This window comes from Vibrio sp. LQ2, from assembly GCF_023920125.1.
Classification (GTDB): Bacteria; Pseudomonadota; Gammaproteobacteria; order Enterobacterales; family Vibrionaceae; genus Vibrio; species Vibrio fluvialis.
Genome location: NZ_CP085308.1, coordinates 1455201 through 1470664, shown reverse-complemented (window position 1 = coordinate 1470664; position 15464 = coordinate 1455201). Strand labels below are relative to the sequence as shown.

Sequence of the window (15464 nt, the reverse complement as noted above, 5' to 3'; positions counted from 1 at the left end):
CCCGCTTCGGCGGGCTTTTTTGACTCTGTAAGTAAAGCGGTTAGCGATGGTAGGTAACAGTATAGCGTGTTGGTTTATGGTTCATCGCCAGCACAAGGTTGAGTGCGATGGCACCAAAAATCGACAGCAGAATGATCCAAGGTGATACGAAGAAGAACGACACCAACAGAATCAGGCAGTCGATCGCCATCTGGCTTTTGCCGACGGAAATGCCGAATTTTTCCTGAATAAACAGACACAGCACGTTAAATCCGCCTAAACTCGCGCGATGACGGAACAGAATTAACATGCCTAGTCCCATCAGCAGTCCGCCAGATAGGGCGCAGTAAACTTCGTTGATATTGTCGAAAGTGATAAACATCGACAAATGGTCAGTAAAAAGTGCGACCAGAGCACCAGAAATGGCCGTGTTGACAGCGAAATGGCGGCCAAAGCGTTTCCAGGCTAATAAATAGAATGGGCAGTTAGCAATAAAATAGAGCCAGCCAAACGACCAAGGCAGAAAATGGGTCATCAAAAGTGCCAGTCCGGCTGTGCCGCCAGTCAATAATTGACCTGCCTGCAGAAAGAAAACGCCTTGGGCAACCAGAAAGGTGCCAGTCAGGATCGCAATCCAGTCCTCTTTGCGTGTGTGTTTTTCCATCAAATATATAAATTAAAGGCTGAGAATGGCGCGCATAGTAATGAAAAGCGGACATTTTCGGTAGCTAGTGAAGCGAAATTGAGGTAAACCTATGTAATTGCCGCTTTACAGGGTGTAAAGCATAAAATTGACACTTTGATGAGGTAGGATCTGCCTGAACCCCTCGGGATGAAATACTTCGTCAGTCACTATGAAAAAACTGCATGATATTTTCTGCAATTTGGGCTTTATGATGAAGATCAAATTATGTAGAATGCGCGCCAAAGAGGTGACGAAAACGTTTGCGTTGGGTCATTGTGTGGTTTTTAGCTAATTTCAGATAAATCTGAGTCAGGAGATACAGATGCTAAAGCGTGATATGAATATCGCTGATTACGATGCGGAGCTATTCGCAGCAATCCAAGAAGAAACTCTTCGCCAAGAGGAACACATTGAGCTTATCGCTTCAGAAAACTACACCAGCCCACGTGTAATGGAAGCGCAAGGTTCTCAGCTGACAAACAAATACGCTGAAGGTTACCCAGGCAAGCGTTACTACGGCGGCTGTGAGTACGTCGACAAAGCTGAATCTCTAGCGATTGACCGTGCGTGTAAACTGTTCGGCTGTGAATACGCGAACGTACAGCCACACTCAGGTTCTCAGGCAAACAGCGCGGTGTACATGGCCCTGCTGAATCCTGGCGATACGGTTCTGGGTATGAGCTTGGCACACGGTGGTCACCTGACTCACGGTTCACCTGTGAATTTCTCTGGTAAACACTACAACGTTATTCCTTACGGTATCGACGAAGCGGGCCAAATCAACTACGACGAAATGGAAGCGCTGGCACTTGAGCACAAACCTAAGATGATCATCGGTGGTTTCTCAGCGTACTCGCAAATCGTTGACTGGAAACGCATGCGCGAAATCGCAGATAAAGTCGACGCTTACCTGTTTGTTGATATGGCACACGTTGCGGGTCTGATTGCGGCGGGTGTTTACCCAACGCCAATCCCTTACGCACACGTTGTTACGACAACAACGCACAAAACACTGGCTGGTCCACGTGGCGGTTTGATCCTGTCAAACGCTGGCGAAGAGATGTACAAAAAGCTGAACTCAGCAGTATTCCCTGGCGGTCAGGGTGGTCCTCTGATGCACGTTATCGCGGGTAAAGCGGTAGCGTTCAAAGAAGCGATGGAACCTGAATTCAAAGCTTACCAACAGCGCGTTGTAAAAAATGCAAAAGCGATGGTTGCTCAGTTCCAAGAGCGTGGCTACAAGATCGTATCAAACGGTACTGAAAACCACCTGTTCCTGGTTGACCTGATCGACAAAGACATCACGGGTAAAGAAGCGGATGCCGCGCTGGGTGCAGCAAACATCACCGTAAACAAAAACTCAGTGCCAAACGATCCACGTAGCCCATTTGTGACTTCTGGTATTCGTGTGGGTACGCCGGCTATCACTCGTCGTGGTTTCACTGAAGAAGACGCGAAGAATCTGGCAAACTGGATGTGTGACGTTCTGGACAACATCAATGACCAAGCGGTGATTGAAGCGACGAAACAGAAAGTTCTGGATATCTGTAAGCGCCTGCCAGTTTACGCATAAGCGGAATCGAATAACGGAAAAGGCCTGCAATGCAGGCCTTTTTTATTTCGCGATGCTGAGCAGGGTGCCGGATTTACATTTGAACAGGTAGTAGCTGCTGCTCTCGCTGAATTTACCCAATCCTTCACCGTCACAGTAATCGATATTAATCTGACGCATGGTCTCCAGCGTATTCTCACTCTGAAGCGCAAATTTAGCGCCGTCGGCGCACACGATTCGCACTTTGCCATCATCACTGACTGAGTAAATGCTTACTTCGGTATTGCACAGTTCGAAAGAGGCTTCACGGAAGTTGTCTTGCGTAGTATTGGATGAACAACCAGACGCGACGGCTACTGCCAGCATGGCCAGCAGGCTCAGTTTTTTCATTATTTTGATCCTTATGGTGCGAGACGCATATCCCGTTTGTTCGGATTTAACGGTTTACCAACAGTGTTATGTCAGCTTGCTACCTATAATTCCGAGTAGTTTTGGGTAGTTAGCCCAAAGTTTAGACCATTTTAGCTATCAACCTCAAGTTGATGCTGGTGGGAGTGAAGGCTGGTACTGCTTTTCTGATACCAGTACAAAAAGTGCTACACGCTTGTTGAGCATCTGCTCACCGCAGATAAAAGAAAAGCCGGCAGTCGCCGGCTTTCGTTCAATCGAGTAAGTGATTACTTCACTTCCAGACCTTTCGCTTGCATATCTGCATGGTAAGAAGAGCGGACAAACGGGCCACAAGCGGCGTGAGTGAAGCCCAGTTCCAGCGCGATGTCTTTCAGTTCATCAAACTCAGCTGGCGGAACATAGCGCTCAACGGGCAGGTGGTGACGACTCGGTGCCAGATACTGACCCAGCGTCAGCATAGTCACGCCGTGTGCACGCAGATCTTTCAGCACTTCAATGATCTCTTCTTTGGTCTCACCCAAGCCCATCATCAGGCCAGATTTGGTCGGAACCTCTGGGTGCATCTCTTTGAATTTTTGCAGCAGTTCCAGCGACCATTTGTAGTTCGCACCAGGGCGAGCTTTACGGTACAGGCGCGGTGCCGTTTCCAGGTTGTGGTTGAACACATCTGGCGGGTTATCTTTTAGTAGATCCAACGCCACATCCATACGGCCACGGAAATCCGGAACCAAAGTTTCAATGCGAATCTCTGGGTTCAGGGCACGAATTTCACGGTTACAGTCGGCAAAGTGCTGAGCGCCGCCATCACGTAGATCATCACGGTCAACCGAAGTGATCACGACGTATTTCAGCTTCATGTCTTTGATTGTTTGGGCCAGTTTCTTTGGCTCTTCTGCATCAGGAGTCAGAGGGCGGCCATGGGCAACGTCACAGAATGGGCAGCGGCGGGTACAGATAGCACCCAGAATCATAAAGGTTGCAGTGCCGTGGTTGAAACATTCGGCCAGGTTAGGGCAAGACGCCTCTTCACATACAGAGTGAAGGTTATTCTTACGCATTGCGGCCTTGATGTCCTGAATGCGTTGGCTGTCTGCTGGCAGTTTGATTTTCATCCATTCCGGTTTACGCAGCACTTGTTTCTGCTCCGCAGGCATGTTTTTAACTGGAATTAATGCCATTTTGTCGGCGTCACGATATTTAACGCCTTTTTCCATTTGGATCGGTTTGCTCATGCTCTATTTACCTATGACAGGTGCTTCTGTGCTGAATTCTACTTCCTCGTAACCGAACAGGCTGACGAGTTCTTTTATGAGTTGTTGCTCGACATCTTCGATACGAGTCGGTCCACCTAAATTGCTCACTTGAACCATTTCCATTCCCTGATAACCACATGGGTTAATACGCAGAAACGGAGAGAGATCCATGTTGACGTTGAGCGCTAAACCATGGAACGAGCAGCCTTTGCGAATACGCAGGCCGAGTGAGCAGATTTTTTTACCATCGACATAAACGCCTGGAGCATCCGGGCGAGCGGCAGAGTCGATATTGTAAGCTTTTAACGTATTAATTACGAGGTTCTCAATATCAGTGACGAGCTCTCGGACACCCAGCTTTTTACGACGTAAGTTGATCAGAAAGTAGGCGACGATCTGACCGGGACCGTGATAGGTGACTTGGCCGCCACGATCGCTTTGAACCACGGGGATATCGCCAGTATTAAGAAGGTGTTCAGCCTTGCCGGCCTGACCCTGAGTGAATACGGGGTTGTGTTCCACAAGCCAGACTTCGTCACGTGTTGAATCATCACGCTGGTCGGTAAAGTCATGCATGGCCTGCCAAACAGGATGGTAATCCTGTCGACCTAATCGTCTGACAACAAGCTGGTTATCCATCATCGAGGTCCGTCAGTGATATATAAAGTGTTTGGATTATAAACGTCTTAAGCAGATTGAACTACTCATGACGGTTAACTTTTTGACCATAAGTTTTATGTAACTATTTTAACTTTATGATACATAAACAAAAAGCAGCCTTGGGCTGCTTTCAAAAAAAATTGAATTTATCAAATAATTGCAGATAAATAAAACTTACAGCACCATGCGAACGATTTCGATATCGCCCAGTTCTTTGTACAGGATTTCTACCTGTTCAATTGAGGTTGCAGTGATGGTGATAGACACAGAGTGGTAGTTACCTTTGCCACTTGGTTTGACACGTGGGCTGTAGTCACCTGGAGCGTGACGCTGAATAACTTCCAACACAAGCTCTGGCAATTCAGGTTTCGCGTGGCCCATCACTTTGTAAGTGAATGAACACGGGAACTCAAGCAGGTCTTTCAATTTTGCATCAGAGTTGATGTTTAACATATTGGAAACTCCAAGTTGGGTATTCGATAAAAACGGTGACGAATAGTACAGTCAATCGAATGGGATCTCAAGTTAACAAAAAAGCCGCCCAAGGCGGCTTTTTGGGTCGATCTCAGTGGATCAGAATAAGCCTTTGAACAATAGAACAATGTAGTCCCACAGACGGCTGAACAGACCACCTTCTTCAACATCTTCCAATGCCATCAGAGGGTATTGCGCAACGTCTTCACCGTTAAGCTGGTAGTACAGCTTACCGACTACATCACCTTTCTTAATTGGGGCTTTCAGCTCTTTTTCAAGGACGAAGCTGGCGGTCAGATCTTTTGCCTGGCCGCGTGGCAGAGTCACGTAAGTGTCCTCATTCACACCCAGCGCGACCGTTGACTTGTCGCCCATCCAGATTTTCTCATCAACGAAAGTCTCGCCCGCTTTGTGTGGTGCAACAGTTTCAAAGAAACGGAAACCGTAACTCAGCAGCTTTTTGCTTTCTGACTTACGTGCATTCATGTCTTTGGTGCCCATTACAACAGCGATTAGGCGCATCTTGCCTTCGGTCGCTGAGCTGACCAGGCTGTACCCTGCGTTGCTGGTGTGACCGGTTTTGATGCCGTCCACGTTCATGCTTTTATCCCACAGCAGGCCGTTACGGTTGTACTGGGTAATGCCGTTGTAGGTAAATTTTTGCTCCGAGTAAATCTTATACTCGTTTGGTACGTCACGGATCAGGGCCTGACCCAGCAGAGCCATGTCGTACGGGGTTGAGTACAGGTTCGGGTTGTCCAGGCCGTGGACGTTGGCAAAATGAGTATCTTTCATACCCAGAGTGTTGGCCCACGCGTTCATCAGATCCACGAATGCATCTTCCGAACCTGCGATGTGTTCGGCCATTGCCACACAGGCATCGTTACCAGATTGAACGATGATGCCCTGGTTCAGGTCGCGCACTTTGACGGTGGTGCCAACTTCAATGAACATTTTGGAAGAATCTGGGAAGTTCTTCGCCCATGCATTGCGGCTGATAGTCACGTCATCATCGTTCGAGATGTTGCCGCGTTTTAATTCCTGACCAATTACGTAACTGGTCATCATTTTGGTCAAGCTGGCTGGTGAAAGCTTGGTATTCATTTCTTTTTCGGCAAGAACTTTGCCTGAATGATAGTCAATCAATACAAAACCTTTCGCAGCGATCTGTGGCGCATCTGGAATGACGACAGGAGAAGCGAGGGTCGTGCTTGAGAACGTAGCGGAAAGCGCTATTGAAGACGCTAGAACAGAATTTAGGATGGTTTTTTTCATGATGAATGCGAATTGTGTGTTTAATTGTCCATTATCTTAACAGAAACGACTTCCCAAACCAGACCCGAATGCTTAGCTGGTCAGGTTTGAGTGGTCATTATTGCGCGACGGGGTGCTTTTTTATAAAGGCGGTGTCATAACCCCGCGTTTTCACCTTTTCCAAGGTGTCCTGCGTCAGGGTGTAATCACTGAAAGGCCCGAGAAAGAGCCGGTGACTACCATTAACACTTTCGACAAAACTTTGCACCGATAAGCTTTGACCAAGATTTTGCGCTAAAGTTCGCACTCTTTCTTCATTTTGTGAAGATGCCACCTGAATGATGTACTGAGGAGCGCCAACTTTGGGCTTAGCCGTGGTTTGTTTCGCGACTGCAATGGTCTCGATTTCAACGTTGGCCGTCCCGGTTTGCACGACGCCAAGTTTATACGCGGCTGCGTAACTTAAATCAATAATGCGTCCGTCATGGAAAGGCCCGCGGTCATTGACCCGGACAATGGTCGATTTGCCGTTGTCCAGATTAGTCACTTTGACGTAGGTGGGCAGCGGCAGGGTTTTGTGCGCCGCCGTCATGGAGTACATGTCGTAAATTTCACCGTTTGACGTCAGGTGACCATGAAACTTTTTGCCATACCAGGATGCCTGACCACGTTCTTTGAATCCCGTGGTGTCTTTGACGATCTGATAGTTCTTGCCGCGCAAAGTGTAATCTTTATTACCGCCCAGACTATATGGTTCGTACTGCGGATTGGCATCTTCAATATGATCGACGGAAAGTGGAGCATCCGGCGCGATGTCATCTTTGATGTCATAACGGCCTGAAGACGAACTACATCCGGCCAGAATGGCGACAGAACATAAACTGAATAGGAGCGTGGAATGCTTCATTAGTTTGCCTTTGAAAACGCTTTTCTATGGGTATGGATTGACATCAGAATGCCAAAACCGGCCATGAGGGTAACCATAGACGTACCGCCATAACTGATCAATGGAAGTGGCACACCCACTACCGGCAGAATACCGCTTACCATACCGATGTTTACGAAAACGTAAACGAAGAAACTCAGCACAATACTGCCAGCCATCATACGGCCAAAAGCGGTTTGCGCATTGCTGGCCAGATACAGGCCTCGGCCGATGATAAACAAGTACACCGTCAGCAGTGCAAGAATGCCTATCATGCCCCATTCTTCCGCGATAACTGCAAAGATAAAGTCAGTATGTCGTTCAGGAAGAAATTCTAGGTTAGATTGTGTGCCGTGTAGCCAACCTTTGCCAACTACGCCGCCTGAACCGATGGCAATTTTACTCTGAATGATGTGATAACCAGCACCAAGAGGATCGGATTCCGGGTTGAAAAGGGTTCTGACGCGTGTCTTCTGATATTCATGCATCAGGAAATACCACAACACCGGAATAAATGCGCCCACCGCCACTGCTGCGGCAAAGATGATTTTCCAACTGATCCCGGCAAGGAAGATCACAAAGATCCCTGATGCCGCAATCAGAATGGAAGTCCCCAGGTCTGGCTGCTTAGCGATCAAAATGGTGGGCACGAATACCATCACCATGGACAGTACCAGTGTCTGGAAGCTGGGCGGAAGCGGGCGTTTACCGATAAAGCGCGCAACCATCAGCGGCACGGCCAGTTTGAGGAGTTCCGAGGGCTGAAAGCGCACAAACCCCAGGTTCAGCCAGCGCTGTGCGCCTTTAGACACTTCACCAAACAACAGAACGCCGAGTAATAACGCCACACCCACGAAAAACAGCACCGGAGCCAGACGCTCGTATGTACGCGGCGGCAGCTGAGCAAGACCGATCATCACGGTTAACGCCAATACCATACGCATTGCCTGGCGGTCCATCATTTCCAGACTCTGACCACTGGCGCTGTACATGACAACCAGGCCAAAGCCCATCACGACCAGCAGGCCAAGCAATAATGGCAAGTCGATGTGTAAACGCTCAAAGAACGCCCGGTTTTGACCTGTTGAGGGATCCATTTTCATTATTTGTCTGCCTCGCCGTTACCCAAAATGACACGGTCAAAGATTTGTCTTACCACCGGAGCACCGTTGCTTGAACCGCCACCGGCGTTCTCCAGTACGATGGTCACAATCACTTTTGGATCGTCGACTGGCGCAAACCCGGTAAACAGTGCGTGGTCACGCAGATGTTCGGCCAGTTCGTCGGCGTTGTACTCCTGGCCTTCTGCCAGACCAAATACCTGTGCAGTACCGGATTTGCCCGCACTCTTGTATTGCAGGCCTTGGAAAGCGCGCCGCGCCGTTCCGCGTTTACCGTGGTTGACCAGATACATCCCTTCAATCGCCATATTCCAGTACTTATCCGGTACACCGGTAATCGGTGGGTAAGTCACGTATTCGGTTTCTTTTTGGGTGGAGAATTCTTCGCCATTATTGATGGTAGAACGCAGTAAGTGCGGTGCAATTACTTTTCCGTGATGCACCAAAACAGAGGTTGCTTTCGCAAGCTGCATTGGCGTTGCTGTCCAGTAGCCCTGACCGATACCCACAGGAATCGTGTCACCCTGATACCAAGGTGTGCGGTGACGGGCCATTTTCCAGTCACGGGTCGGCATGTTGGCTTTACTCTCTTCGGTGATATCGATACCCGTGTAATCCCCGAAGCCAAATTTCATCATCCAATCAGACAGACGGTCGATGCCCATATCATAAGCAATCTGATAAAAGAAGGTATCCACCGATTCTTCCAGTGCTTTAATGATATCCACCTTACCGTGACCCCAGCGCAGCCAATCGCGGAATGGCCGGGTTTTTGAATTCGGAATGCGCCAGTAACCCGGATCGTTTCGAGTGGTATTCGGCGTGATCACGCCTTCTTCCAAGGCAGAAACAGCAATAAATGGTTTGACGGTCGAACCTGGAGGATAAATACCCAGCGTGGTGCGGTTTACCAGCGGACGGTCTTTGTCGTTGAGTAACTCACTGTATTCCTTACCAGAAATACCGTGCACAAAAGCATTCGGATCGTAACTTGGGCTTGATACCATCGCCAGCACGCCGTTGTCTTTTGGATCGAGCACTACCGCTGAACCACGACGACCATTGAACAGGCTGTGCACGTAAAGTTGCAGCTTAATATCGAGGTTGAGAACAATGTCTTTGCCCGGGGTTGGCGGAACGTATTTCAGAGTACGAATCACGCGTCCCCGGCTGTTCACTTCGACTTCCTGATAGCCGGCCTCCCCGTGCAGCAAGTCTTCGTAGTAGCGCTCAATACCGAGCTTACCTATATCGCGGGTGGCTTGATAATTGGCTTCTTTACCTTCGCGGACTAAGCGTTCGATATCGCGATCATTAATTCGAGAGACATAACCGATCACGTGGGTCAGTACTTCACCGTATGGGTAGTAACGCTTGAGGTTTGCGCTGACGGAAACACCGGGATATTTGTATTGTTGAACGGAGAATTTCGCGACTTCTTCTTCGGTCAACTGAGTTAACAGTGGCACTGAGTTAAAGCGGCGTGTCTGGCGGCGCTCTTTTTCAAATGCAGCAATTTGTTCGGGAGTAATCGTGAGAATCTGTTGTAAGCGGGCGATGGTCTCGTCCATGTTTTTCACTTTTTCTGGAATGATCTCCAGACTAAAAACAGGGCGGTTTTCGGCCAGTAACACACCATTCCGGTCATAGATCAGACCCCGGTTAGGCGCAATCGGTACCACTTTAATGCGGTTATCGTTGGAACGGGTTTTGTAATCCTGATACTGATTGACCTGAATGTTATACAGGTTGGCAACCAGAATACCCATCATCAAGACGATCCCCACAAAAGACACGACAGCACGGTTACGAAATAACCGCGCTTCAGCCAGGTAGTCTCGAATAGGGCTACGCTTACGTAACATCAGTGTCTATTCTCGGTGATAAGGGTGGTTTGCTGTAATGCTCCAGGCGCGGTACAGACTCTCGGCCATGACCACGCGCACCAGCGGGTGCGGCAGTGTGAGCGGCGACAGTGACCAGCTTTGTTCTGCGGCGGCTTTACACGCCGGAGCTAGCCCTTCTGGGCCACCAATCAAAATAGAGACGTCTCTTGCATCCATTTTCCAACTCTCCAGCTGAGCGGCCAGTTGTTCGGTGTCCCAGCGTTTGCCTGGAATGTCGAGAGTAACAATTCGGTTGCCTTTTGGCACGGCGGCCAGCATGGCTTCGCCTTCTTTTTGCAGAATTCTTGCAATATCAGCGTTTTTGCCTCGCTTACCAGCGGAAATTTCAATCAGCTCCAGCGGCATGTCGTGAGGAAAGCGGCGGCGATATTCCTGGAAGCCTTCTTCCACCCAGTTTGGCATTTTGGTGCCGACGGCAATCAATTGAATCTTCACGCTCAGCCCCAGAGTTTTTCCAACTGGTACATGGCGCGATGCTCTTCCTGCATCACGTGCAGCATGGTTGTGCCCATATCGACGACAACCCACTCGCCTTCGTTCTCGCCATCAATACCCAGTGGCTCAACACCGGCTTTTTTCGCTTCACTCGCGACATGATCGGCAATCGAAGAGACGTGTCTTTTGGACGTGCCAGTACAAATGATCATGTAATCAGTGACACTGGATTTGCCTTGTACGTCTAGGGTTACAATATCAACCGCTTTCATATCGTCGGCTTTGTCTGCAAGAAAGTCTTTTAATTCTTCACGTTGCAAGGGAATTTCCTCTGAGATAACTAACTATAAAAATGATTTTGTCAAAAGCGCGGCAGTATATCACGCTTTCAGGCAGGCAAAGGCAAGTTTGCCTGCGCAACGCAACATTCGAGGCTCAACTGATGCAGTAATGGCCAAGGTGATTGCTCATACTGAGTTTTTGCGACAATTTCACATTGAGCAAGCAACTGAAGTAAATGTTGCAGACGTTGAACCGATAAGCGCTGCAACGCAGCAGAGTAATGCGGGCGTTTATTCTGCCAGACGCGGTATTTGTCAAAGATAGCGCCGAGTGGCTGATGATTCATCGCCAGACGCATCTGCAGCAGTTGCACCAGCTCTTTTTGGACTGTGCGCATCAGAATGATCGGTTCTACGTCTTCAGCGGCCAGTTGGCGCAAAATGCGTTGCGCGCGATTGGCTTTGCCTTCAAGCAGAGCATCGACCCAGTGAAATGGGGTGTAGTGGTTGTTGCGGCTCAGCGACTCTTCAAGGCGAATCAGCGTTAGTTGACCGTCTGGGTAGAGCAGAGCCAACTTCTCTAGGCTCTGTGCCAGAGCAAACAAATTGCCCTCATGCCACTGTGCCAGCATTTGAATCGCTTCGGCATCAGGAGTCAGCCCCAGAGCCCGACAACGAGCGGCGACAAATTGTGGTAGGCGGCTGATATCCGGGGTTAAACAGTTCACCAGACAGCCCTGACTCATCAGGGCTTTAAACCAGGCCGTATTTTCCTGAGCTTTGGTTAGCTTGGTACCGACAATCAGCAGCAGGATATCGGGATTAAGATGCTGTGCCAAGTTGGCCAGTTCTTTGCCCGCAGCAGCATTAATACCAGCTTCCGGGATCTCCAGTTCGATCACTTGGCGACTGGAGAACAAGCTCATGGATTGACAGCAATCGTAGACCTCGTTCCAGTCGAGACTGGCATCAAGATTAAAACGGTGTTTCTCTTCAAAGCCTTGCTCGCGTGCTTTGCGCTCAATCGCGCTGCGCGATTCTTCGATCAGCAGAGGTTCATTGCCAAAGACAAGATACACTGGCGCCAGCGTTCTGTTCAGCGCATCGGCCAGTTTGTCAGCGTAGAGTCTCATTATAAAATCTACTGAACTTCAGACGTGTTGGCCGAAGGAGCAACCTGTGTTTCGGTTGTGTTGATGATGTAGTCTTGGTTCGACTCGGCTGCTTGTACTTCTGATTGCTCGTCCATGGTCCCCGCTTGAATGTTGGCTTTGAGGCGCGCCATTTGACGTACAATCTGGCTGGCGGCCAGTTTACGCATTTCGTCTTCGATCATGTCGCGCTCAACTGATTTTGCCAGTGCTGTTAGGGGGTTATCTAGGTAGCTTCGGGTGACACTGGTTGAGAATCGCTTATCGCCAGTCTCAGGGATGGTGACTCGATAAGACGCACGGAAAGTCAGCTCTTTCTCTGCAGCACGAGTATTTTGATACAGTGATAGGGTGCGTTCACTGACACTTTCGCTGAGTAGGTGAATGTTTGGAACATCTTCAGCTGGTTGAACAAGGTTAATTTCGTTCATTCGTAGCTGGCGTTTTACCATGCGGGTAAATGTGCTGTATTGGTCATAGCTGGTCAGTGACATGGTGCTCAGTTCCTCCGGAACGTCATAATCACCACGAAGATGAAAACCGCAGGCACTAAGCAGGGTGGCGGTCAGAACAACCAGTGATAACTTGAAGGTGGAAGGCAGTGTCAAACGCATGGGGCTCTATTCTCATGAATTGGGTTTACTTATCTCAGTTCACCACAGCGATAAACTGAGATAAGTAAACAGGGCGCGAAGCCCTGTTTACAGACCGTAATATACGGAATTAGTTCGCAACGATGTTCAGCAGTTTTCCTGGAACATAGATGACTTTGCGGATTGTCAAACCATCGGTGAATTTCATCACGTTTTCGTCTTTCAGGCCCAGTTCTTCAACTTGTTCTTTGGTTGCATCAGCAGACACAGTCAACTTGCCACGCAGCTTACCGTTTACCTGAAGTACGATCAGTTTTTCATCTTCAACCAGCGCAGCTTCATCAAACGTTGGCCAAGTTGCGTTGTCGATGTCTGCCTGACCCAGCGCTGCCCACATTTCAAAACAGATGTGTGGCGCAATTGGGTAAAGCATCACAGTGATCGCTTTTAGGGCTTCATCCAGAATCGCGCGATCTTGTGCGTCATCCTGAGGTGCTTTAGCCAGCTTGTTCATCAGCTCCATCACGGCTGCAATAGCAGTGTTGAAGGTCTGACGACGTGCAATGTCATCGGTTACTTTCGCGATGGTTTTGTGAACGTCACGACGCAGCGCTTTTTGATCGCCAGTCAGTGCAGAAGTCTCAACCGTAGTTGCTTCGCCTTTTTCGGTATGTTCACGAACCAGTTTCCACACACGTTTCAGGAAGCGGTTTGCACCTTCAACACCAGATTCTTGCCATTCCAGCGTCATATCTGCTGGTGAAGCAAACATCATGAACAGACGTACGGTGTCGGCGCCGTATTTGTCGACCATTTCTTGTGGGTCGATACCGTTGTTTTTTGACTTAGACATTTTGATCATGCCCGAGTGTTCAACGCTGCGACCGTGTGAATCTACCGCAGTCGTAATACGACCTTTACCGTCACGTTCAACTTTCACTTCGGTTGGTGAAACCCACTCTTTACCACCTTTGTCATTGGTGTAGTAGAAGGCATCAGCCAGAACCATACCTTGACACAGCAGTTGCTTGAATGGCTCGTCAGAAGTCACATAACCAGCATCACGCAGCAGTTTGTGGAAGAAGCGTGAGTACAACAGGTGCATACATGCGTGCTCGATACCACCGATGTATTGGTCTACTGGCAGCCAGTAGTTGGCTTTTTCTGGGTCCAGAATGTCGTCTGCTTGTGGTGAACAGTAGCGCGCGTAGTACCAAGACGATTCCATGAAGGTATCGAAAGTATCGGTTTCACGCAGTGCCGGTTCGCCGTTAAAGGTGGTTTTCGCCCACTCTTTATCCGCTTTGATTGGGCTGGTGACGCCATCCATGACCACATCTTCTGGCAGAATTACTGGCAGTTGGTCGGCGGGTACGGGATGTACAACGCCGTCTTCTGTGGTCACCATTGGAATTGGTGCGCCCCAGTAGCGTTGACGAGACACGCCCCAGTCACGCAGACGGAAGTTGACGGTTTTCACGCCTTTACCTTCGGCTTCCAGTTTCGCTGCAATGGCATCGAAAGCGGCTTGGAATTCCAGGCCGTCGAATTCGCCGGAATCGAACAGTACGCCTTTTTCGGTGTATGCCGCTTCTGAGATATCCAGTTCGCTGCCATCAAGTGGCTTGATGACAGGAATGATATCCAGGTTATATTTGGTCGCAAATTCGAAGTCACGTTGATCGTGCGCTGGGACGGCCATGACCGCACCTGTGCCGTAGTCCATCAACACGAAGTTCGCGACAAAGATTGGCACTTCACGGCCATTCAATGGATGAATTGCGGTAAGGCCCGTTGCCATACCTTTTTTCTCCATCGTCGCCAGTTCTGCTTCAGCAACTTTGGTGTTTTTACACTCTTCGATGAAGGCAGCCAGTTCAGGGTTTGATTTCGCCGCTTCGGTTGCGAGAGGGTGGCCCGCTGCGATACCTACGTAAGTGACGCCCATCAGTGTGTCTGGACGCGTGGTGTAGACTTCCAAGTCTTGCGCTTGATCTTTCACGGCAAACTTCAGTTCCACACCTTCAGAACGGCCAATCCAGTTGCGCTGCATGGTTTTCACCATTTCAGGCCAACCTTCCAGGTTGTCGAGATCGTCTAGCAGCTCTTGTGCGTAAGCAGTGATCTTGATGAACCACTGAGGAATTTCTTTCTGTTCAACTGGAGTATCACAACGCCAGCAGCAACCGTCTTCAACCTGTTCGTTCGCCAGAACGGTTTGGTCGTTCGGACACCAGTTAACCGAAGAAGTTTTCTTGTAAACCAGACCTTTCTCGTACAGTTTGGTAAAGAACTCTTGTTCCCAGCGGTAGTACTCAGGACGGCACGTCGCGAATTCACGATTCCAGTCGTAGCCGAAACCCAGCAGTTTCAGCTGGTTTTTCATGTATTCAATGTTTTCGTAAGTCCAAGGTGCCGGAGCGGTGTTGTTTTTAACCGCCGCGTTTTCTGCCGGTAGACCGAATGCATCCCAGCCGATTGGCTGCATGACGTTTTTGCCTTGCAGACGCTGGAAACGAGAAACCACATCACCGATGGTGTAGTTGCGCACGTGACCCATGTGCAGTCGGCCGCTTGGGTACGGGAACATAGAAAGACAGTAGAATTTTTCTTTATTTGGGTCTTCACTTACAACGAAGGTCTTGTTGCTTTCCCAATGCTGTTGAACTTTTTGTTCAATGTCTTGCGGGTTGTATTGCTCTTGCATCGATATATCCGGTTATCTTGGAATTTGTGAGTTCAGTTTGAACAGATACTAATAGATCGTCATAGAATACCTAAAG

Annotated in this window: 15 protein-coding genes; 1 reads left to right on the top strand and 14 read right to left on the bottom strand. The window is 49.1% G+C overall.

Annotated elements, in window-relative coordinates; translation table 11 throughout:
• Window positions 1-40: 40 nt before the first annotated feature.
• Entirely contained in the window at window positions 41-643 is a 603-nt protein-coding gene (locus LGV68_RS06855) for a YitT family protein (protein WP_222733332.1), read from the bottom strand.
• A 343-nt stretch (window positions 644-986) separates the two neighbouring features.
• Here LGV68_RS06855 and glyA point away from each other — a divergent pair, with 343 nt between their 5' ends.
• Window positions 987-2237, top strand: a complete 1251-nt coding sequence (gene glyA / locus LGV68_RS06850) for a serine hydroxymethyltransferase (RefSeq protein ID WP_020328012.1) — start codon at window positions 987-989, stop codon at window positions 2235-2237.
• A 42-nt stretch (window positions 2238-2279) separates the two neighbouring features.
• Here the strand turns inward: glyA and LGV68_RS06845 are convergent, their stop codons facing one another.
• The 13 genes from LGV68_RS06845 to leuS form a co-directional block, all read right to left on the bottom strand.
• Window positions 2280-2606, bottom strand: a complete 327-nt coding sequence (locus LGV68_RS06845; RefSeq protein WP_020328011.1) for a hypothetical protein — start codon at window positions 2604-2606, stop codon at window positions 2280-2282.
• A 287-nt stretch (window positions 2607-2893) separates the two neighbouring features.
• A complete protein-coding gene (gene lipA, locus LGV68_RS06840; protein WP_020431847.1) occupies window positions 2894-3859 on the bottom strand; it encodes a lipoyl synthase in 966 nt (321 codons plus the stop codon).
• Between the two features lie 3 nt (window positions 3860-3862).
• Window positions 3863-4519 (bottom strand): lipoyl(octanoyl) transferase LipB, encoded by a 657-nt coding sequence (gene lipB / locus LGV68_RS06835; RefSeq protein WP_024373345.1) that lies wholly within the window; start codon window positions 4517-4519, stop codon window positions 3863-3865.
• A 195-nt stretch (window positions 4520-4714) separates the two neighbouring features.
• Window positions 4715-4993: a DUF493 family protein YbeD gene (ybeD, locus tag LGV68_RS06830; RefSeq protein WP_020328008.1), complete on the bottom strand. Its 279-nt coding sequence runs from the start codon at window positions 4991-4993 to the stop codon at window positions 4715-4717.
• Window positions 4994-5113: 120 nt separating this feature from the next.
• Window positions 5114-6289: a serine hydrolase gene (locus LGV68_RS06825; protein WP_020328007.1), complete on the bottom strand. Its 1176-nt coding sequence runs from the start codon at window positions 6287-6289 to the stop codon at window positions 5114-5116.
• A 97-nt stretch (window positions 6290-6386) separates the two neighbouring features.
• On the bottom strand, window positions 6387-7175 hold the full coding sequence (locus tag LGV68_RS06820; protein ID WP_020328006.1) for a septal ring lytic transglycosylase RlpA family protein: 789 nt from the start codon (window positions 7173-7175) through the stop codon (window positions 6387-6389).
• Complete coding sequence (gene rodA, locus LGV68_RS06815; RefSeq protein WP_020328005.1) at window positions 7175-8296, bottom strand: rod shape-determining protein RodA; 1122 nt, start codon at window positions 8294-8296, stop codon at window positions 7175-7177. The genes LGV68_RS06820 and rodA overlap by 1 nt, the downstream gene beginning before the upstream one ends.
• Complete coding sequence (gene mrdA / locus LGV68_RS06810) at window positions 8296-10179, bottom strand: penicillin-binding protein 2 (protein ID WP_020328004.1); 1884 nt, start codon at window positions 10177-10179, stop codon at window positions 8296-8298. The genes rodA and mrdA overlap by 1 nt, the downstream gene beginning before the upstream one ends.
• Before the next feature lie 6 nt (window positions 10180-10185).
• Window positions 10186-10656 (bottom strand): 23S rRNA (pseudouridine(1915)-N(3))-methyltransferase RlmH, encoded by a 471-nt coding sequence (gene rlmH, locus LGV68_RS06805; protein ID WP_222759038.1) that lies wholly within the window; start codon window positions 10654-10656, stop codon window positions 10186-10188.
• A 2-nt stretch (window positions 10657-10658) separates the two neighbouring features.
• Window positions 10659-10976: a ribosome silencing factor gene (gene rsfS, locus LGV68_RS06800; RefSeq protein WP_020328002.1), complete on the bottom strand. Its 318-nt coding sequence runs from the start codon at window positions 10974-10976 to the stop codon at window positions 10659-10661.
• 68 nt (window positions 10977-11044) lie between these two features.
• Window positions 11045-12070: a DNA polymerase III subunit delta gene (holA, locus tag LGV68_RS06795; RefSeq protein WP_024373349.1), complete on the bottom strand. Its 1026-nt coding sequence runs from the start codon at window positions 12068-12070 to the stop codon at window positions 11045-11047.
• A gap of 8 nt (window positions 12071-12078) precedes the next feature.
• A complete protein-coding gene (gene lptE, locus LGV68_RS06790) occupies window positions 12079-12702 on the bottom strand; it encodes an LPS assembly lipoprotein LptE (RefSeq protein WP_158142310.1) in 624 nt (207 codons plus the stop codon).
• Window positions 12703-12811: 109 nt separating this feature from the next.
• Window positions 12812-15388 (bottom strand): leucine--tRNA ligase, encoded by a 2577-nt coding sequence (gene leuS, locus LGV68_RS06785; protein WP_047459186.1) that lies wholly within the window; start codon window positions 15386-15388, stop codon window positions 12812-12814.
• Window positions 15389-15464 lie beyond the last annotated feature (76 nt).